Below are 19384 nucleotides of genomic sequence, written 5' to 3' on the forward strand. Positions count from 1 at the left end.
CATTTTATGATCAGTTCATTATGGATCGCCAAAACGGGCCTCGATGCCCAGCAAACCAATATGGACGTCATTGCCAACAACCTGGCAAACGTCAGTACCAATGGTTTCAAGCGCCAGCGGGCGGTGTTTGAAGATCTGCTTTATCAAACCATTCGCCAGCCTGGCGCACAGTCTTCCGAACAAACTACCTTGCCATCCGGGTTACAAATCGGTACGGGAGTACGTCCGGTCGCCACTGAACGCTTACACAGCCAGGGCAACCTGTCGCAAACCAATAACAGCAAAGATGTGGCGATTAAAGGGCAGGGCTTTTTCCAGGTCATGCTGCCGGATGGCTCATCAGCGTATACCCGCGACGGCTCTTTCCAGGTGGATCAGAACGGGCAACTGGTGACGGCGGGCGGTTTTCAGGTGCAGCCAGCAATCACCATTCCGGCGAATGCGTTAAGCATTACCATTGGTCGTGATGGCGTGGTCAGCGTTACCCAGCAAGGACAGGCCGCTCCGGTTCAGGTTGGACAACTCAATCTGACCACGTTTATGAACGACACTGGCCTGGAGAGCATTGGCGAAAACCTCTACACCGAAACACAATCCTCCGGCGCACCGAACGAAAGCACGCCAGGTCTGAACGGCGCTGGGCTGTTGTATCAAGGATATGTTGAAACGTCTAACGTCAACGTGGCGGAGGAACTGGTCAACATGATTCAGGTACAGCGCGCCTACGAAATCAACAGTAAAGCGGTATCCACCACCGACCAGATGCTGCAAAAACTGACGCAACTCTAAAGCATACCGGTAGGGCAACTTACCGGTTTATTGATTTTTGAAGATGATAGCCATGCGAAAAAAATACGGTATTTCCACCTTGTTGGTGCTTTCACTGACCGGCTGCGCCTGGATCCCGTCTACCCCGCTGGTGCAGGGGGTGACCACGGCACAACCTGTACCCGGCCCGACGCCCGTCGCCAATGGTTCCATTTTTCAGTCTGCACAGCCGATTAATTATGGCTATCAGCCGTTATTTGAAGATCGCCGACCACGCAATATCGGCGATACGCTGACTATTGTGTTGCAGGAAAATGTCAGCGCCAGCAAGAGTTCGTCTGCTAATGCCAGCCGCGACGGAAAAACCAACTTCGGGTTTGATACTGTGCCGCGCTATTTGCAAGGGCTGTTTGGTAATGCCCGTGCCGATGTCGATGCCTCTGGCGGTAATAGCTTCAATGGTAAAGGCGGGGCGAATGCCAGCAATACCTTTAGCGGTACCTTGACCGTGACGGTTGATCAGGTGCTGGTCAACGGCAACCTGCATGTGGTGGGCGAAAAACAGATAGCCATTAATCAGGGTACGGAATTTATTCGTTTCTCCGGCGTGGTCAATCCACGCACTATCAGTGGCAGCAACACTGTACCGTCAACCCAGGTGGCAGACGCGCGTATTGAGTACGTTGGCAATGGCTACATTAACGAAGCACAAAACATGGGCTGGTTACAGCGTTTCTTCCTTAACCTGTCTCCAATGTAAGTGAGGCTGTGGTGATTAAATTTCTCTCTGTATTCATTCTTCTGCTGGTAGCGACCGTTGCACAGGCTGACCGCATCCGCGATCTCACCAGCGTACAGGGCGTACGGCAAAACTCGCTGATTGGTTATGGTCTTGTTGTTGGCCTTGACGGTACGGGCGATCAGACGACCCAGACACCGTTTACCACTCAAACGCTTAATAACATGCTCTCACAGTTGGGAATTACCGTTCCGACTGGCACCAATATGCAGCTAAAAAACGTCGCTGCGGTAATGGTGACGGCGTCACTTCCGCCGTTCGGACGCCAGGGGCAAACCATCGATGTGGTGGTTTCTTCCATGGGCAATGCCAAAAGCTTGCGTGGCGGTACGTTGTTGATGACACCGCTTAAGGGCGTCGACAGCCAGGTTTATGCGCTGGCGCAGGGCAATATTCTGGTCGGTGGCGCGGGGGCATCAGCGGGAGGTAGCAGCGTTCAGGTTAACCAACTGAATGGCGGGCGGATCACCAACGGTGCGATTATTGAGCGCGAATTGCCCAGCCAATTCGGCACTGGCAATACCCTCAATTTGCAGCTAAATGACGAAGACTTCGCGATGGCGCAGCAGATCGCCGATACCATCAACCGCACCCGAGGATTCGGCAGTGCCACGGCGTTAGATGCCCGAACTATTCAGGTTCGCGTGCCGAGCGGTAATAGTTCCCAGGTGCGTTTCCTTGCCGATATCCAGAATATGCAGGTCAATGTCACCCCGCAGGACGCCAAAGTAGTGATTAACTCGCGCACCGGTTCGGTGGTGATGAATCGTGAAGTGACCCTCGACAGCTGCGCGGTGGCGCAGGGCAATCTCTCGGTTACGGTAAATCGTCAGGCCAATGTCAGCCAACCAGATACGCCGTTTGGTGGCGGGCAGACCGTGGTAACGCCACAAACACAGATCGACTTACGCCAGAGCGGCGGTTCGCTGCAAAGCGTGCGTTCCAGCGCCAGCCTCAATAACGTGGTGCGCGCGCTCAACGCCTTGGGAGCCACCCCGATGGATTTAATGTCCATACTGCAATCTATGCAAAGCGCGGGATGTCTGCGGGCAAAACTGGAAATCATCTGATGATTAGCGACAGCAAACTGCTGGCGAGCGCCGCCTGGGATGCACAATCACTTAACGATCTGAAAGCGAAAGCGGGCGAAGATCCAGCAGCAAATATTCGCCCGGTAGCTCGCCAGGTGGAAGGGATGTTTGTGCAGATGATGCTAAAAAGCATGCGTGAAGCCTTACCGAAAGATGGCCTGTTCAGCAGCGAGAATACCCGGCTCTACACCAGCATGTATGACCAGCAGATAGCCCAACAGATGACAGCAGGCAAAGGTCTGGGACTTGCGGAGATGATGGTAAAACAGATGACGCCAGAGCAGCCATTGCCAGCAGAAGAAATGCCTGCCGGACCGATGAAATTCCCACTTGAAACAGTGATGAGTTTTCAAAATAAAGCGCTCAAGCAGATGGTGCAAAAAGCTTTACCGCACAATTTTGATGCTTTGCTGCCTGGTGACAGCAAAGCGTTCCTTGCACAGCTCTCGCAGCCAGCTCAATTGGCAAGTCAGCAAAGCGGTGTGCCACATCACCTGATCCTCGCCCAGGCTGCGCTGGAATCCGGCTGGGGACAACGACAAATTCGTCGCGAAAATGGCGAGCCGAGTTACAACGTGTTTGGCGTAAAAGCGTCAGGTAACTGGAAAGGGCCAGTTACTGAAATCACTACCACCGAATATGAAAACGGCGAAGCGAAGAAAGTAAAGGCGAAGTTTCGTGTTTACAGTTCTTATTTCGAAGCATTGTCAGATTACGTTGGGCTGTTAACCCGTAATCCACGCTACGCCGCCGTGACTCGCGCTGCCAGCGCCGAGCAGGGGGCGCTGGCATTACAGGATGCAGGTTATGCCACCGATCCTGAGTATGCCCGCAAACTCACCAATATGATTCAGCAATTGAAATCGGTAAGCGACAAGGTGAGCAAAACCTACAGTATGAGTATCGATAATCTGTTCTGAATAATTCAAGTCCGGCGGGTGTCTGCCGATAATGCTCTGTAATTGAAGGCTTACAAGGAACCTCCATGTCCAGCTTGATTAATAACGCCATGAGCGGACTTAACGCTGCCCAGGCGGCGTTAAATACGGCGAGTAATAATATTTCCAGCTATAACGTTGCCGGATATACCCGACAAACCACCATTATGGCGCAGGCTAACAGTACGTTAGGTGCGGGCGGTTGGGGAGGCAATGGCGTTTATGTTTCTGGCGTGCAACGTGAATACGATGCGTTTATTACCAATCAGTTACGTGCGGCCCAGACCCAGAGTAGCGGCCTGACTTCCCGTTATGAGCAAATGTCGAAAATCGACAATATGCTCTCTGGCAGCACCACGTCGCTGGCAACGCAAATGCAGGACTTCTTTACCAGTTTGCAAACGCTGGTCAGTAACGCAGAAGATCCTGCTGCACGGCAGGCGCTGATTGGCAAGGCAGAAGGTCTGGTAAATCAGTTTAAAACCACTGACCAGTATCTGCGCGACCAGGACAAACAGGTCAATATCGCTATAGGTGCCAGCGTTGACCAGATCAATAATTATGCCAAACAAATCGCCAGCCTGAACGATCAGATCTCCCGTTTAACAGGTGTGGGAGCAGGGGCTTCACCCAACGATCTCCTTGATCAACGCGATCAACTGGTGAGTGAATTAAACCAGATCGTTGGTGTTGAGGTCAGTGTTCAGGATGGCGGTACTTACAATATCACCATGGCCAATGGGTATTCGCTGGTTCAAGGCAGTTCGGCACGTCAGCTTGCAGCTGTCCCGTCCAGTGCCGATCCTTCTCGTACGACAGTCGCTTATGTTGATGGGACGGCGGAAAATATCGAGATCCCGGAGAAATTGCTGAATACGGGGTCGCTGGGCGGCATTCTGACATTTCGTTCTCAGGATCTTGATCAGACGCGCAATACGCTCGGGCAACTGGCGCTGGCATTTGCCGAGGCTTTCAATGCCCAACATAACAAGGGGTATGATGCCAATGGTAAAGAAGGGGGGGATTTCTTTGCTATTGGTAAGCCCGCTGTTCTGGAAAATAGCAAAAACAAAGGTAGCTCCGCGATCGGTGCTACGGTGACCGATAGTTCCGCTGTGCTGGCGACAGATTACAAAATCACGTTCCAAGATAATCAGTGGCAGGTCACCCGTCTGGCAAGCAATACCACTTTTACGGTGGTGCCGGATGCCGACGGTAAAGTCTCATTTGATGGTCTGGAACTGACCTTCACCGGAACGCCAAAACCAAACGACAGCTTCACGTTGAAACCGGTAAGCGATGCCATCGTCAATATGGATGTACTAATCACTGACGAAGCGAAAATCGCCATGGCCAGCGACGAAACTGCCGGTGAAAGCGACAACCGCAATGGTCAGGCGCTGCTGGATTTGCAAACTAATGGCAAAACGGTCGGCGGGGGGAAATCCTTTAACGATGCCTATGCCTCGTTGGTTAGCGATATCGGGAATAAAACCGCTACGTTGAAAACCAGCAGCACTACTCAAAGTAATGTGGTGACGCAACTTTCTAATCAGCAGCAGTCTATCTCTGGCGTCAATCTCGACGAAGAGTACGGCAATCTGCAACGTTTTCAGCAGTATTATCTGGCCAATGCCCAGGTTCTGCAGACGGCGAATGCCATTTTTGATGCGCTGATTAACATTCGCTAAGGGGAGATAAGATGCGTTTCAGTACCCAGATGATGTACCAGCAAAATATGCGCGGTATCACCAATTCTCAGGCGGAATGGATGAAGTACGGCGAACAGATGTCGACGGGTAAGCGAGTCGTTAACCCTTCTGACGATCCCATTGCAGCATCACAAGCCGTGGTTCTCTCCCAGGCGCAGGCGCAAAACAGCCAGTACACACTGGCGCGGACTTTCGCGACCCAAAAGGTGTCGCTGGAAGAAAGCGTGCTTGGCCAGGTGACGACGGCAATCCAGAATGCCCAGGAAAAAATTGTTTATGCCAGCAACGGCACGTTAAGTGATGATGACCGGGCATCGTTGGCAACGGATATTCAGGGGATTCGCGACCAGTTGTTAAACCTGGCGAATACCACGGATGGGAACGGGCGTTACATTTTTGCCGGTTATAAAACAGAATCCGCGCCGTTTAGTGAGGCTGACGGTGATTATGTCGGCGGAACAGAGAGTATTAAGCAGCAGGTCGATGCCTCTCGCTCAATGGTGATAGGGCATACAGGTGACAAAATTTTCAACAGTATCACCAGCAACGCGGTAGCGGAACCTGACGGTAGCGATTCTGAAACTAACCTGTTTGCTATGCTGGATAGCGCCATCGCGGCGCTAAAAACGCCAGTTGCAGATAGCGAAGCGGATAAAGAAACCGCCGCAGCGGCATTGGATAAAACCAACCGTGGCCTGAAAAACTCACTGAATAATGTCCTGACCGTACGCGCGGAACTCGGCACGCAACTGAATGAACTGGAGTCGCTGGATTCATTAGGTAGCGATCGCGCTTTAGGGCAAACGCAGCAGATGAGCGATCTGGTTGATGTGGACTGGAATGCGACTATTTCATCTTACATCATGCAGCAAACGGCGTTGCAGGCGTCGTACAAAGCGTTTACAGATATGCAAGGATTGTCGCTTTTCCAGCTCAACAAATAAGCTCGTTTTTAAGCATATCTTGAAACTGGGTATGTTTTGTCTGCCTGCTCTGGGATCGCCGGGGCGGGCATTTTTTTGCTATGAGGCATAAAGAACTATTACAGACATGCCTGCAAATCAGCCAATGTTGCCATCAGTATCATAGAATCGACAGGTGACGGCTCAAAACCCACTCGCAGATAAAACTCGCGGGCCTGGTCTGATAACGCATGGACCAACATTCCGCGAATACCAATGACTTCAGCTGCCTGTAGTACTCGTAGACCGGCATCTCTGACCATCGCGCGACCGATACCCTGACCCTGTAATGATTTATCTATTGCCAAACGACCAAGTACTACAACAGGGATCGGTTCTGGCATATTACGGCGAAATCGTCCTGTTGCGACATGCATTTCGACGGCGCTTGAGGCAAGCGAATAATAAGCCAAAACGTTGCTATGAGTATCACAGCCAACAAATGTACGTGATGCACCTGCAAGCTGATTTTTTAGGGCCCTCTGCTTTAGCCAGTTATCCATCGTTTCTACCCCCGAGCAAAAAGAGGTGAATTGATGCTTTGCCTGGAGTGGTTCGGGGGCCTGAATCATTTTTTCTGTTCCCACGGCGCGGGTGTTTGCATGGTTTTGCGTAATGCAGAATTGGGCGCGGGTGGCTGATCCAGCCGATTCAAAAATAGCTGATAATCATCAGAATCCATCCTGAAAATTCGCTGCTCAATGAGCGCCTCTTCAGCTGCGGCTCTGGCGGCCTCAAGGACAAATTCGGTGCGATTTTTTCCTCGGGCTTTAGCGGCCCGGTCGATAAGATCGCGTTCTGCGGGTTTTATGCGCAGATTTAAAGATTCGCGCCTGGCTGGAATGTTGTTGGCGGCTGGCATAAAAAAATCCTTCAGCTTTATATGGATAATAATTATACAACATATGTAACGCTAATGTCATTACAGCAAAGGCACTGCCCCTGAAATAAAAAGCCCCGGCGGTTGCCAGGGCTTGATCACTTTGAGTTAAGTTTTACTCAACAGGTTGCGGACGCGCAGGGCCAGCAGATGCATGATGTGTTGCTGCATGACCACCTGCCGCACCTTTACCTTCAAAGGCAAAGCTTGGGCGCTGCCAGTCACTGTGACGCGGTGCTTCCGGAACATATTCCGGTGCCGGAGCGCGTGTCATCGGCGCAGTGGCGTGGTTATGTTCAACGATTGCCTCGGATACAACAGGAGATACCGTTTCAACCTCTGCTGCGACTTCAGCGACGACCGGGGCGGCAGGTTGAGCTACAACTTCAGGTTCGGCAACCACAACCTCGGCAGTTTCGGCAACTTCTTCAATGTCTGCCGTCTCTTCCTGCGGTTCAACTACCGGTTCTGCGTGCTCTGCAACGTCCTGCGCTACGGCAACATCGGCCTCGGCAATCACCTGAGGCTGTTCTGTTACCGCTGCGGCAATCACTTCAGGATGCGTTGTTTCAACAACTTCTGGTTGCGGTTCTGCAACCTGAACAGGTGTTTCTACAACTTCAGCCACCTCTTCAACAACCGGCGCAGCAACAACCGGTTCGACAGAGGCAGCAACAGGGACTTCTGTCACCATCGGCTGCACCTGCACTTCTTCCTGTTCGCGTTGCTCCTCAACCTGTACATCTTGCGGACGTACAACCGGATAACGGATCCATACTTTGCCAGAGGCCAGTTCCGGAGATGCGCACGCTACGGTTAACGGCATCGGTGACTGGGACGGATAACGCTCGTCACGATAGCGACGACGACGCTGACCACTCACGCGCAGGTGACGAGGCGAACGGCGAGAACGACGCGGCATGCCACCGTTGTCACGGTTATCGGCATTGTTCTCTTCTTGCTGTTCCGGCGCAGTTTGCGCTACGACTGGCAGCGGTACTTTCACCAGTTCAGTGCTCGGGGCTTGTGCTTCCTGAGTAACAGGCTCGGCAGCGACAGTTTCTTCAACCACCGGTGCGGCTACCACTTCTTCTGCAACGCTTTGTTCATAGCGCACTTTCTGATTCAGCTGACGTTGTTTACGACGCGGCTGAACCGGACGTACACGTTCTTCCTGTTCGGTTTCCTGAACAGATTGCTCTTCAACATTCAGCGCCTTCACTTCTTGTTGCGCCTGACGTTTATCATCGTTACGGCGGCGGCTACGCTCACGACGCGGCGCTTGCTGTTCGTCAGTGGTACGCGCTTTTTCCGTTACATCAGCCTGCTGACGGCTATCACGCGTCTCAGCCGTTTGCTGCTGCGCCTGGCGACGATTACGACGGTTTTCTTCGCGATTATCGCTACCCTCCGTACGTTCGCTACGCGTGTCGCGGCGTTCATTACGGTCACGGCGGTTGTTCTGACGAGGCTTACGGCGATCCTGTTGGCGTTCCGGTTTCGCTTCCTCTTTTGGTGCAGGTTGCTCGACCGATTTGGTTTCTTCACCGCCACTGAACAGCGATTTCAGTACACTGAAAAGGCGGCTCAACAGACCCGGTTGTGCCGGAGCTGCTGGCGTTGCTGGTGCCGCTTTAGGTGCCGGGGCTGCTGCAGGCGCTACAGGTTCAGCCGGAGCTGGCGCTGGTGGCACATCTGGCATAGCAAAGGTTGCCAGTGCAGGTTGTTCAGGACGCTTACGTTCCGCGAACTCTTCTTCAGACGGCAACGCCATCGCTTCTTCATGCAGTTTCGGCAGCATGTAGCTTAAGGTCGGCGTTTCTTCCCCTTTACGCACGCGCAGCACGTGGTAGTGCGGAGTTTCCATCTGATCGTTTGGTACAATCACACAGCGCACGCCGTCCTGACGAGTTTCAATGGCATTTACCGCAGAACGTTTTTCGTTCAGCAGGTAAGAAGCGATTGGTACAGGAACAATGGCGTGAACTTCCTGAGTGTTCTCTTTCAGCGCTTCTTCTTCAATCAGACGCAAAATAGAGAGTGACAGGGATTCATTGTCACGCACGGTGCCAGTACCAGAACAACGCGGACAAACGTGATGACTGGATTCACCCAGCGACGGGCTCAGGCGCTGACGGGACATCTCCAGAAGGCCGAAGCGAGAAATATGGCTGATTTGAATACGAGCACGGTCCTGACGCACCGCTTCGCGCAGACGGTTTTCTACCGCACGCTGGTGGCGTACAGGCGTCATGTCGATGAAGTCGATAACAATCAGACCACCGAGGTCACGCAGACGCAGCTGACGAGCAATTTCATCAGCAGCTTCCAGGTTGGTGTTAAACGCAGTTTCTTCGATATCGCCGCCGCGAGTTGCACGTGCGGAGTTGATGTCGATGGCGGTTAACGCTTCGGTGCTGTCGATAACAATAGAGCCACCAGACGGCAGACGGACTTCACGCTGGAAGGCGGACTCAATCTGCGATTCAATCTGGTAGTGGCTGAACAGCGGAATTTCACCGGTGTACAGTTTGATTTTGCTACTGAAGTCCGGGCGACCTAATGCAGCGATATGCTGACGTGCCAGTTCGAGCACTTTCGGATTATCGATAAGAATTTCGCCGATGTCCTGGCGCAAGTAATCGCGGAATGCGCGAACGATTACGTTGCTCTCCTGGTGAATCAGGAACGGAGCAGGGCGACTTTCAGCCGCTTTTTTGATGGCTTCCCAGTGCTTCAGACGGAAGCTTAAATCCCATTGCAGCGCCTCAGCAGATTTACCGACGCCTGCGGTGCGCACGATAAGCCCCATGCCTTCCGGCAGTTCCAGGCTTGCCAGTGCTTCTTTTAATTCGGTACGGTCGTCGCCTTCGATACGGCGAGAAATGCCACCCGCGCGCGGGTTGTTCGGCATCAGAACCAGATAGCTACCCGCCAGGCTGATAAAGGTAGTTAATGCCGCGCCTTTGTTGCCGCGCTCTTCTTTATCAATCTGAACAATAACTTCCTGGCCTTCACGCAACACATCTTTAATGTTGGGACGACCATGAGCACTATAGTTAGCTGGGAAATATTCGCGGGCAATTTCTTTAAGAGGGAGGAAACCGTGACGTTCAGCGCCGTAATCAACAAAAGCAGCTTCCAGACTCGGTTCAATGCGGGTGATTTTACCTTTGTAGATGTTAGCTTTTTTCTGCTCATGCCCCGGGCTTTCGATATCCAGGTCATACAGACGCTGCCCATCTACAAGGGCAACGCGCAACTCTTCCTGCTGAGTTGCGTTAATTAACATTCTTTTCATCGTAACTTACTCATTATTCTTACATTGACGACTAAGCTGCGGGCAAAGTAACGCCTTGCCGGGTGTGAACCGATGGCCTCGTGTCTAGTCGCGTCGCCAACCTCACGGTTATCGTCAGCTCAAAGAGGCGCAGAGTGTCGGTTGCCCGTTTTTCATGCGGAAAAACAGCGCAATTATCAGAGAAACAGACTGGGTATTACTCTCCAGAAATATTTCCATCTACCGGTAAGGACTGCAACCCGCAGCCCGCTAACTGCCTGAAAGATCAATACGTCTTACGCCATTGCTGCGTTGATGATCGGTCGGGCAAAATGGGTTATTCCGTAAAATTTCTTGTTTTAACAAGGTTGGACACGGAAACGTTCTCATTATTCCATTGCAAGCCTTGTTATAGCAAGATGACTTTTACCATTTATCACCCACTTACTCACAGTTTTTTCACTTCTTGCTGGCGATTGGTTTAATAACCACCAATTAGGTGATCACCCTGCGAAGTAATAAGGTGCAAAACTAAATATAAGCATAGAAAAATGAGTGGCGCGAATCCTGCTGGCTATTTAGAATCGCCCACCATGAAAACAGAGACTCCATCCGTAAAAATCGTTGCTATCACTGCTGACGAAGCAGGGCAACGTATCGATAATTTTTTGCGTACCCAACTGAAAGGCGTACCAAAAAGTATGATCTACCGTATTTTGCGTAAAGGTGAAGTACGGGTGAACAAAAAACGTATTAAACCTGAATATAAACTCGAAGCTGGCGACGAAGTGCGTATTCCGCCAGTTCGCGTTGCCGAACGGGAAGAAGATGCGGTGTCGCCACATCTGCAAAAAGTGGCGGCGCTGGCGGATGTCATCTTATATGAAGATGATCATATTCTGGTGCTGAATAAACCGTCCGGCACGGCGGTACATGGCGGCAGTGGTTTAAGTTTCGGCGTTATTGAAGGTTTGCGGGCGTTGCGCCCTGAAGCGCGGTTCCTCGAACTGGTGCATCGACTCGACAGGGACACTTCAGGCGTGCTGCTGGTGGCGAAAAAACGCTCGGCGTTACGTTCGCTGCATGAGCAGTTACGTGAAAAAGGCATGCAGAAAGATTACCTGGCGCTGGTGCGTGGTCAGTGGCAGTCACACGTGAAGAGTGTACAAGCGCCGTTGCTGAAGAATATTTTGCAAAGCGGTGAGCGTATTGTGCGTGTGAGCCAGGAAGGTAAACCATCCGAAACGCGTTTTAAAGTGGAGGAACGCTATGCGTTTGCCACTCTGGTGCGTTGTAGCCCGGTTACCGGACGTACTCATCAGATCCGAGTGCATACTCAGTATGCCGGTCATCCTATAGCGTTTGACGATCGTTACGGCGACCGTGAATTCGATAAACAACTGACTGAAGCGGGAACGGGGTTAAATCGCTTGTTCCTGCATGCGGCGGCGCTGAAGTTTACCCATCCGGGGACCGGTGAGGTGATGCGTATCGAAGCGCCAATGGATGATGGTTTGAAGCGTTGTTTGCAGAAACTGCGTAACACGCGTTAATGCGAGCATATAAACCTGCTAGTAGGCGGTTGGCCTGATAAGGCGTTTACGCCGCATCAGGCAGTCAGCACCAATTGCCGGATGCGGCGTAAACGCGTCCGGCCCATAAAATTATCCCATCAGCGGGTTTTGCCCTTCCCGGCGCAACATCTGACAGAGCGCGATAAGCGGCAAACCCACCAGCGTGTTAGGGTCACGCCCCTCTAAGCGCTCAAACAGCGTAATACCAAACCCTTCACTCTTAAAGCTGCCTGCGCAGTGCAGAGGATGCTCTTTACGCACGTAATTATCAATCTCCGCCTCGCTCAGGTGACGGAAATGGACGTCAAAAGGTTCAACTTCTGTTTGCAGATGCCCATTCGCCGAATTAAACAGCGCCAGCCCGGTATAGAAGGTGACAATATTGCCACTGGCTTTACGTAATTGCAGACGGGCATTTTCTTCCGTTAACGGTTTGCCAGTGATTTCACCGTCCAGTACACACACCTGATCAGAACCAATAATTAAATGATCCGGATAACGTGACGCCAGAGATTGCGCTTTTTCCTGCGCCAGTCGAAGCACCAACTGGCGCGGTGATTCATCGCTGCGCGGGGTTTCGTCGACCTCCGGCGCGGCACATTCGAAAGAGATTTGCAGTTTTTCCAGTAGGACGCGGCGCCAGGGCGATGTGGAGGCTAAAATAAGTTTAGGCATATTTTTTTCCATCAGATATAGCGTATTGATGATAGCCATTTTAAACTATGCGCTTCGTTTTGCAGGTTGATGTTCGTGGTCAGCACTGAACGAAAATAAAGCAGTAACCCGCAATGTGTGCGAATTATTGGCAAAAGGCAACCACAGGCTGCCTTTTTCTTTGACTCTATGACGTTACAAAGTTAATATGCGCGCCCTATGCAAAAGGTAAAATTACCCCTGACTCTCGATCCGGTTCGTACGGCTCAAAAACGCCTTGATTACCAGGGTATTTATACTCCTGATCAGGTTGAGCGCGTCGCCGAATCTGTGGTCAGTGTGGACAGTGATGTGGAATGCTCCATGTCGTTCGCTATCGATAACCAACGTCTCGCGGTATTAAACGGCGATGCGAAGGTGACGGTAACGCTCGAGTGTCAGCGTTGCGGGAAGCCGTTTACTCATCAGGTCTACACAACGTATTGTTTTAGTCCTGTGCGTTCAGACGAACAGGCTGAAGCACTGCCGGAAGCGTATGAACCGATTGAGGTTAACGAATTCGGTGAAATCGATCTGCTTGCAATGGTTGAAGATGAAATCATCCTCGCCTTGCCGGTAGTTCCGGTGCATGATTCTGAACACTGTGAAGTGTCCGAAGCGGACATGGTCTTTGGTGAACTGCCTGAAGAAGCGCAAAAGCCAAACCCATTTGCCGTATTAGCCAGCTTAAAGCGTAAGTAATTGGTGCTCCCCGTTGGATCGGGGATAAACCGTAATTGAGGAGTAAGGTCCATGGCCGTACAACAGAATAAACCAACCCGTTCCAAACGTGGCATGCGTCGTTCCCATGACGCGCTGACCGCAGTCACCAGCCTGTCTGTAGACAAAACTTCTGGTGAAAAACACCTGCGTCACCACATCACTGCCGACGGTTACTACCGCGGCCGCAAGGTCATCGCTAAGTAATCACGCGTCTGCGTGATGAAGCTTAGTGAGGATTTTCCCCAGGCAACTGGGGAAAGACCAAACCGGGCGGCGACGATACCTTGACACGTCTAACCCTGGCGTTAGATGTCATGGGAGGGGATTTCGGTCCTTCCGTGACAGTGCCTGCAGCTTTGCAGGCACTGAATTCTAATTCGCAACTCACTCTTCTTTTAGTCGGTAATCCCGACGCCATCACGCCATTACTTGCTAAAGCTGACTTTGAACAACGTTCGCGTCTGCAGATTATCCCTGCGCAGTCAGTTATCGCCAGTGATGCCCGGCCTTCGCAAGCTATTCGCGCCAGTCGTGGTAGCTCAATGCGCGTGGCGCTGGAGTTGGTTAAAGAAGGTAGAGCACAAGCCTGCGTCAGCGCTGGTAATACCGGAGCGTTGATGGGACTGGCAAAATTATTACTCAAGCCCCTTGAGGGGATTGAGCGTCCGGCGTTGGTGACGGTGCTGCCGCATCAACAAAAGGGCAAAACGGTGGTCCTTGATTTAGGGGCCAACGTCGATTGTGATAGTACAATGTTGGTGCAATTCGCCATTATGGGCTCTGTTTTGGCTGAAGAGGTGGTGGAAATTCCCAATCCTCGCGTGGCGTTGCTCAATATTGGTGAAGAAGAAGTGAAGGGTCTTGACAGCATTCAGGATGCCTCAGCTGTGCTGAAAACAATCCCTTCTATCAATTACATCGGCTATCTTGAAGCCAATGAGTTATTAACTGGCAAGACAGATGTGCTGGTCTGTGACGGCTTTACAGGAAATGTCACATTAAAGACGATGGAAGGTGTTGTCAGGATGTTCCTTTCTCTGCTGAAATCTCAGGGTGAAGGAAAAAAACGGTCGTGGTGGCTACTGTTATTAAAGCGTTGGCTACAAAAGAGCCTGACGAGGCGATTCAGTCACCTCAACCCCGACCAGTATAACGGCGCCTGTCTGTTAGGATTGCGCGGCACGGTGATAAAAAGTCATGGTGCGGCCAATCAGCGAGCTTTTGCGGTCGCGATTGAACAGGCAGTGCAGGCGGTGCAGCGACAAGTTCCTCAGCGAATTGCCGCTCGCCTGAAATCTGTATACCCAGCTGGTTTTGAGCTGCTGGACGATGGCAAAAGCGGAACTCTGCGGTAGCAGGGCGCTGCCAGCGAACTCGCAGTTTGCAAGTGACGGTATATAACCGAAAAGTGACTGAGCGTACATGTATACGAAGATTATTGGTACTGGCAGCTATCTGCCCGAACAAGTGCGGACAAACGCCGATCTGGAAAAAATGGTGGATACTTCTGACGAGTGGATTGTTACTCGTACCGGTATTCGCGAACGCCATATTGCTGCGCCAAACGAAACCGTTTCAACCATGGGTTTTGAAGCGGCAACGCGTGCAATTGAAATGGCAGGCATCGATAAAGACCAGATTGGCCTGATTGTTGTGGCAACGACTTCTGCCACCCACGCCTTCCCGAGCGCAGCATGTCAGATCCAAAGCATGCTGGGCATTAAAGGCTGCCCGGCGTTTGACGTTGCCGCAGCCTGCGCAGGTTTCACCTATGCATTGAGCGTGGCCGATCAATACGTGAAATCTGGCGCGGTGAAGTATGCTCTGGTCGTCGGTTCCGATGTACTGGCGCGCACCTGCGATCCCACAGATCGCGGGACCATTATCATTTTTGGCGATGGCGCGGGCGCTGCGGTGTTGGCTGCCTCTGAAGAGCCGGGAATCATATCTACCCATCTGCATGCCGACGGTAGTTATGGTGAATTGCTGACGCTGCCAAACGCCGACCGCGTGAATCCAGAGAATTCAATTCATCTGACCATGGCGGGCAACGAAGTCTTCAAGGTTGCGGTAACGGAGCTGGCGCACATCGTTGATGAGACGCTGGAAGCAAATAATCTTGACCGTTCCCAACTGGACTGGCTGGTTCCACATCAGGCGAACCTGCGTATTATCAGCGCAACGGCGAAAAAACTCGGCATGTCAATGGACAATGTCGTCGTGACGCTGGACCGCCATGGTAATACCTCTGCCGCTTCTGTACCGTGCGCGCTGGATGAAGCCGTACGCGACGGGCGTATTAAGCCGGGGCAGTTGGTTCTGCTTGAAGCCTTTGGCGGTGGATTCACCTGGGGCTCCGCGCTGGTTCGTTTCTAGGATAAGGATTTAAACATGACGCAATTTGCATTTGTGTTCCCTGGTCAGGGTTCTCAAACCGTTGGCATGCTGGCTGATATGGCGGCGAGTTATCCAATTGTCGAAGAAACCTTTGCTGAAGCTTCTGCTGCGCTGGGTTATGACCTGTGGGCGCTGACCCAGCAGGGGCCAGCTGAAGAACTGAATAAAACCTGGCAAACTCAGCCAGCACTGTTAACTGCCTCTGTTGCACTGTACCGTGTATGGCAGCAGCAGGGCGGTAAAGCACCGGCAATGATGGCCGGTCACAGCCTGGGTGAATACTCCGCGCTGGTTTGCGCTGGTGTGATTGATTTTGCTGATGCGGTACGTCTGGTTGAGATGCGCGGCAAGTTCATGCAAGAAGCCGTACCGGAAGGAACTGGCGCAATGGCGGCAATCATCGGTCTGGATGATGCGTCTATTGCGAAAGCTTGTGAAGATGCAGCAGAAGGTCAGGTCGTTTCTCCGGTAAACTTCAACTCTCCGGGCCAGGTGGTTATTGCTGGTCACAAAGAAGCGGTTGAACGTGCTGGCGCTGCCTGTAAAGCTGCGGGCGCGAAACGTGCGCTGCCGTTGCCGGTGAGCGTACCTTCTCACTGTGCGCTGATGAAACCCGCTGCCGACAAACTGGCGGTTGAATTAGCGAAAATCACCTTTAACGCGCCGACCGTTCCGGTTGTGAATAACGTTGATGTCAAATGCGAAACCAATGGCGATGCCATTCGTGATGCACTGGTACGTCAGTTGTATAACCCTGTTCAGTGGACGAAATCCGTTGAATACATGGCAGCGCAAGGCGTTGAGCATCTTTATGAAGTGGGACCGGGCAAAGTGCTTACTGGCCTGACGAAACGTATTGTCGACACCCTGACCGCCTCGGCGCTGAACGAACCTTCAGCGATGGCAGCGGCGCTCGAGCTTTAAAAGAGGAACAACATGAATTTTGAAGGAAAAATCGCACTGGTAACCGGTGCTAGCCGCGGGATTGGCCGTGCAATCGCTGAAACGCTCGCGGCTCGTGGCGCGAAAGTTATCGGTACTGCGACCAGTGAAAGCGGCGCTCAGGCGATCAGTGATTATTTAGGCGCCAACGGTAAAGGTCTGATGTTGAATGTGACCGACCCGGCATCTATCGAATCTGTTCTGGAAAAAATTCGCGCAGAATTTGGTGAAGTCGATATCCTGGTCAATAATGCCGGTATCACTCGTGATAACCTGTTAATGCGAATGAAAGATGATGAGTGGAACGATATTATCGAAACCAACCTTTCATCTGTTTTCCGTCTGTCAAAAGCGGTAATGCGCGCTATGATGAAAAAGCGTCATGGTCGTATTATCACTATCGGTTCTGTGGTTGGTACCATGGGAAATGGCGGTCAGGCCAACTACGCTGCGGCGAAAGCGGGTTTGATCGGCTTCAGTAAATCACTGGCGCGCGAAGTTGCGTCACGCGGTATTACTGTAAACGTTGTTGCTCCGGGCTTTATTGAAACGGACATGACACGTGCGCTGAGCGATGACCAGCGTGCGGGTATCCTGGCGCAGGTTCCTGCGGGTCGCCTCGGCGGCGCACAGGAAATCGCCAACGCGGTTGCATTCCTGGCATCCGACGAAGCAGCTTACATCACGGGTGAAACTTTGCATGTGAACGGCGGGATGTACATGGTCTGACCGCGATTTGCACAAAATGCTCATGTTGCGCGCAGTCTGCGTGGTTATGAGTAATAATAAGTGCAAAATGATTTGCGTTGTTGGGGGGTATGGCCTCAAAATAACGTAAAATCGTGGTAAGACCTGCCGGGATTTAGTTGCAAATTTTTCAACATTTTATACACTACGAAAACCATCGCGAAAGCGAGTTTTGATAGGAAATTTAAGAGTATGAGCACTATCGAAGAACGCGTTAAGAAAATTATCGGCGAACAGCTGGGCGTTAAGCAGGAAGAAGTTACCAACAATGCTTCTTTCGTTGAAGACCTGGGCGCGGATTCTCTTGACACCGTTGAGCTGGTAATGGCTCTGGAAGAAGAGTTTGATACTGAGATTCCGGACGAAGAAGCTGAGAAAATCACCACCGTTCAGGCTGCCATTGATTACATCAACGGCCACCAGGCGTAAGTGAACATCTCCAGGCGGTCGTTCGACCGCCTGAGTTTTTTCTTTTTTGTCCCACTAGAATCATTTTTTTCCCTCCCTGGAGGACAAACGTGTCTAAGCGTCGTGTAGTTGTGACCGGACTGGGCATGTTGTCTCCTGTCGGCAATACCGTAGAGTCTACCTGGAAAGCTCTGCTTGCCGGTCAGAGTGGCATCAGCCTAATCGACCATTTCGATACTAGCGCCTATGCAACGAAATTTGCTGGCTTAGTAAAGGATTTTAACTGTGAGGACATTATCTCGCGCAAAGAACAGCGCAAGATGGATGCCTTCATTCAATATGGAATTGTCGCTGGCGTTCAGGCCATGCAGGATTCTGGCCTTGAAATAACGGAAGAGAACGCAACCCGCATTGGTGCCGCAATTGGCTCCGGGATTGGCGGCCTCGGACTGATCGAAGAAAACCACACATCTCTGATGAACGGTGGTCCGCGTAAGATCAGCCCATTCTTCGTTCCGTCAACGATTGTGAACATGGTGGCAGGTCACCTGACTATCATGTATGGCCTGCGTGGCCCAAGCATCTCTATCGCGACCGCCTGTACTTCTGGCGTGCACAACATCGGTCAAGCTGCGCGTATTATCGCGTATGGCGATGCTGACGTGATGGTTGCAGGTGGCGCAGAGAAAGCCAGTACGCCGCTGGGCGTTGGTGGTTTTGGCGCGGCACGTGCATTATCTACCCGCAATGATAACCCGCAAGCGGCTAGCCGTCCGTGGGATAAAGAGCGTGATGGTTTCGTACTGGGCGATGGCGCCGGTATGCTGGTACTTGAAGAGTACGAACACGCGAAAAAACGCGGTGCGAAAATTTACGCTGAACTCGTTGGCTTTGGTATGAGCAGCGATGCCTACCATATGACGTCGCCGCCGGAAAACGGCGCAGGCGCAGCTCTGGCGATGGCAAATGCTCTGCGTGACGCAGGAATTGAGCCTGGCCAGATTGGCTACGTGAACGCGCACGGTACTTCTACGCCAGCTGGCGATAAAGCTGAAGCGCAGGCCGTGAAAACTATCTTCGGTGAAGCTGCAAGCCGTGTGCTGGTAAGCTCCACGAAATCCATGACCGGTCACCTGTTAGGTGCAGCAGGTGCAGTAGAGTCCATCTACTCCATCCTGGCGCTGCGCGATCAGGCTGTTCCGCCGACCATCAACCTGGATAACCCGGATGAAGGTTGCGATCTGGATTTTGTGCCGCATGAAGCGCGTCAGGTCAGCGGAATGGAATACACCCTGTGTAACTCCTTCGGCTTTGGTGGTACCAATGGTTCTTTGATCTTCAAAAAGATCTAAGTCGCCATTTTCCACCTACATAAAAGGTCCGCTTGCGGGCCTTTTTTCTTAGATTTTATTCAGACTTGTTCCGCAGTGAACATGCTGCCACACTTACAATCCTATTATAAGGAGCCGG

19 protein-coding genes are annotated in these 19384 nt (G+C 52.0%); 15 read left to right on the top strand and 4 right to left on the bottom strand.

From position 1 onward, the window contains the following. Positions 1–6: 6 nt before the first annotated feature. The 6 genes from flgG to flgL all read left to right on the top strand — a co-directional run bounded on the left by flgG (position 7) and on the right by flgL (position 6252). Positions 7–789, top strand: a complete 783-nt coding sequence (flgG, locus tag FEK66_RS16555) for a flagellar basal-body rod protein FlgG (protein WP_000625837.1) — start codon at positions 7–9, stop codon at positions 787–789. 43 nt (positions 790–832) lie between these two features. Next, entirely contained in the window at positions 833–1528 is a 696-nt protein-coding gene (flgH, locus tag FEK66_RS16560) for a flagellar basal body L-ring protein FlgH (protein WP_130222889.1), read from the top strand. An 11-nt stretch (positions 1529–1539) separates the two neighbouring features. Next, positions 1540–2637, top strand: a complete 1098-nt coding sequence (gene flgI, locus FEK66_RS16565) for a flagellar basal body P-ring protein FlgI (protein WP_130205525.1) — start codon at positions 1540–1542, stop codon at positions 2635–2637. Further along, complete coding sequence (gene flgJ / locus FEK66_RS16570; protein ID WP_135493734.1) at positions 2637–3578, top strand: flagellar assembly peptidoglycan hydrolase FlgJ; 942 nt, start codon at positions 2637–2639, stop codon at positions 3576–3578. The genes flgI and flgJ overlap by 1 nt, the downstream gene beginning before the upstream one ends. A 65-nt stretch (positions 3579–3643) precedes the next feature. After that, positions 3644–5287, top strand: a complete 1644-nt coding sequence (gene flgK / locus FEK66_RS16575) for a flagellar hook-associated protein FlgK (RefSeq protein WP_135493736.1) — start codon at positions 3644–3646, stop codon at positions 5285–5287. Positions 5288–5298: 11 nt separating this feature from the next. After that, a complete protein-coding gene (gene flgL, locus FEK66_RS16580; RefSeq protein WP_130215892.1) occupies positions 5299–6252 on the top strand; it encodes a flagellar hook-associated protein FlgL in 954 nt (317 codons plus the stop codon). Between the two features lie 98 nt (positions 6253–6350). On the opposite strand, the gene FEK66_RS16585 is transcribed toward flgL, so the two are convergent. From FEK66_RS16585 to rne, 3 genes are all read right to left on the bottom strand, one after another. Then, positions 6351–6842, bottom strand: coding sequence for a GNAT family N-acetyltransferase (locus FEK66_RS16585; protein WP_130205533.1), 492 nt, complete (start codon positions 6840–6842; stop codon positions 6351–6353). Beyond that, positions 6839–7132: a DUF1778 domain-containing protein gene (locus FEK66_RS16590; protein ID WP_130205535.1), complete on the bottom strand. Its 294-nt coding sequence runs from the start codon at positions 7130–7132 to the stop codon at positions 6839–6841. The genes FEK66_RS16585 and FEK66_RS16590 overlap by 4 nt, the downstream gene beginning before the upstream one ends. Positions 7133–7265: 133 nt before the next feature. Further along, entirely contained in the window at positions 7266–10451 is a 3186-nt protein-coding gene (rne, locus tag FEK66_RS16595; protein WP_135493738.1) for a ribonuclease E, read from the bottom strand. Between the two features lie 572 nt (positions 10452–11023). Here rne and rluC point away from each other — a divergent pair. Beyond that, positions 11024–11983, top strand: coding sequence for a 23S rRNA pseudouridine(955/2504/2580) synthase RluC (rluC, locus tag FEK66_RS16600; RefSeq protein WP_024191859.1), 960 nt, complete (start codon positions 11024–11026; stop codon positions 11981–11983). A gap of 111 nt (positions 11984–12094) precedes the next feature. Here the strand turns inward: rluC and yceF are convergent, their stop codons facing one another. Further along, a complete protein-coding gene (yceF, locus tag FEK66_RS16605) occupies positions 12095–12679 on the bottom strand; it encodes a 7-methyl-GTP pyrophosphatase (protein WP_064528833.1) in 585 nt (194 codons plus the stop codon). 198 nt (positions 12680–12877) lie between these two features. Here yceF and yceD point away from each other — a divergent pair, with 198 nt between their 5' ends. The 8 genes from yceD (at position 12878) to fabF (ending at position 19266) form a co-directional block, all read left to right on the top strand. Next, positions 12878–13399, top strand: a complete 522-nt coding sequence (gene yceD / locus FEK66_RS16610; RefSeq protein WP_001174481.1) for a 23S rRNA accumulation protein YceD — start codon at positions 12878–12880, stop codon at positions 13397–13399. Between the two features lie 51 nt (positions 13400–13450). Beyond that, the gene (rpmF, locus tag FEK66_RS16615; protein WP_000290727.1) at positions 13451–13624 is read left to right on the top strand and encodes a 50S ribosomal protein L32; all 174 of its coding nucleotides are present in this window, start codon (positions 13451–13453) and stop codon (positions 13622–13624) included. Between the two features lie 80 nt (positions 13625–13704). After that, positions 13705–14775 carry a phosphate acyltransferase PlsX gene (gene plsX, locus FEK66_RS16620; RefSeq protein WP_074399521.1) on the top strand — a complete coding sequence of 357 codons (1071 nt, stop codon included), beginning with the start codon at positions 13705–13707 and terminating at the stop codon, positions 14773–14775. A gap of 67 nt (positions 14776–14842) precedes the next feature. Beyond that, complete coding sequence (gene fabH, locus FEK66_RS16625; RefSeq protein WP_130205541.1) at positions 14843–15796, top strand: beta-ketoacyl-ACP synthase III; 954 nt, start codon at positions 14843–14845, stop codon at positions 15794–15796. A gap of 15 nt (positions 15797–15811) precedes the next feature. Next, on the top strand, positions 15812–16741 hold the full coding sequence (fabD, locus tag FEK66_RS16630) for an ACP S-malonyltransferase (RefSeq protein WP_130215900.1): 930 nt from the start codon (positions 15812–15814) through the stop codon (positions 16739–16741). A gap of 12 nt (positions 16742–16753) precedes the next feature. Continuing rightward, positions 16754–17488, top strand: coding sequence for a 3-oxoacyl-ACP reductase FabG (gene fabG / locus FEK66_RS16635; RefSeq protein WP_001008542.1), 735 nt, complete (start codon positions 16754–16756; stop codon positions 17486–17488). Between the two features lie 210 nt (positions 17489–17698). After that, a complete protein-coding gene (acpP, locus tag FEK66_RS16640; RefSeq protein ID WP_000103754.1) occupies positions 17699–17935 on the top strand; it encodes an acyl carrier protein in 237 nt (78 codons plus the stop codon). Between the two features lie 89 nt (positions 17936–18024). Continuing rightward, positions 18025–19266, top strand: coding sequence for a beta-ketoacyl-ACP synthase II (gene fabF / locus FEK66_RS16645; RefSeq protein ID WP_130205545.1), 1242 nt, complete (start codon positions 18025–18027; stop codon positions 19264–19266). The last annotated feature ends 118 nt before the right edge of the window (positions 19267–19384 follow it).

Origin of the sequence: Escherichia sp. E1130 (genome assembly GCF_005781065.1) — a bacterium.
Lineage (GTDB): Bacteria > Pseudomonadota > Gammaproteobacteria > Enterobacterales > Enterobacteriaceae > Escherichia.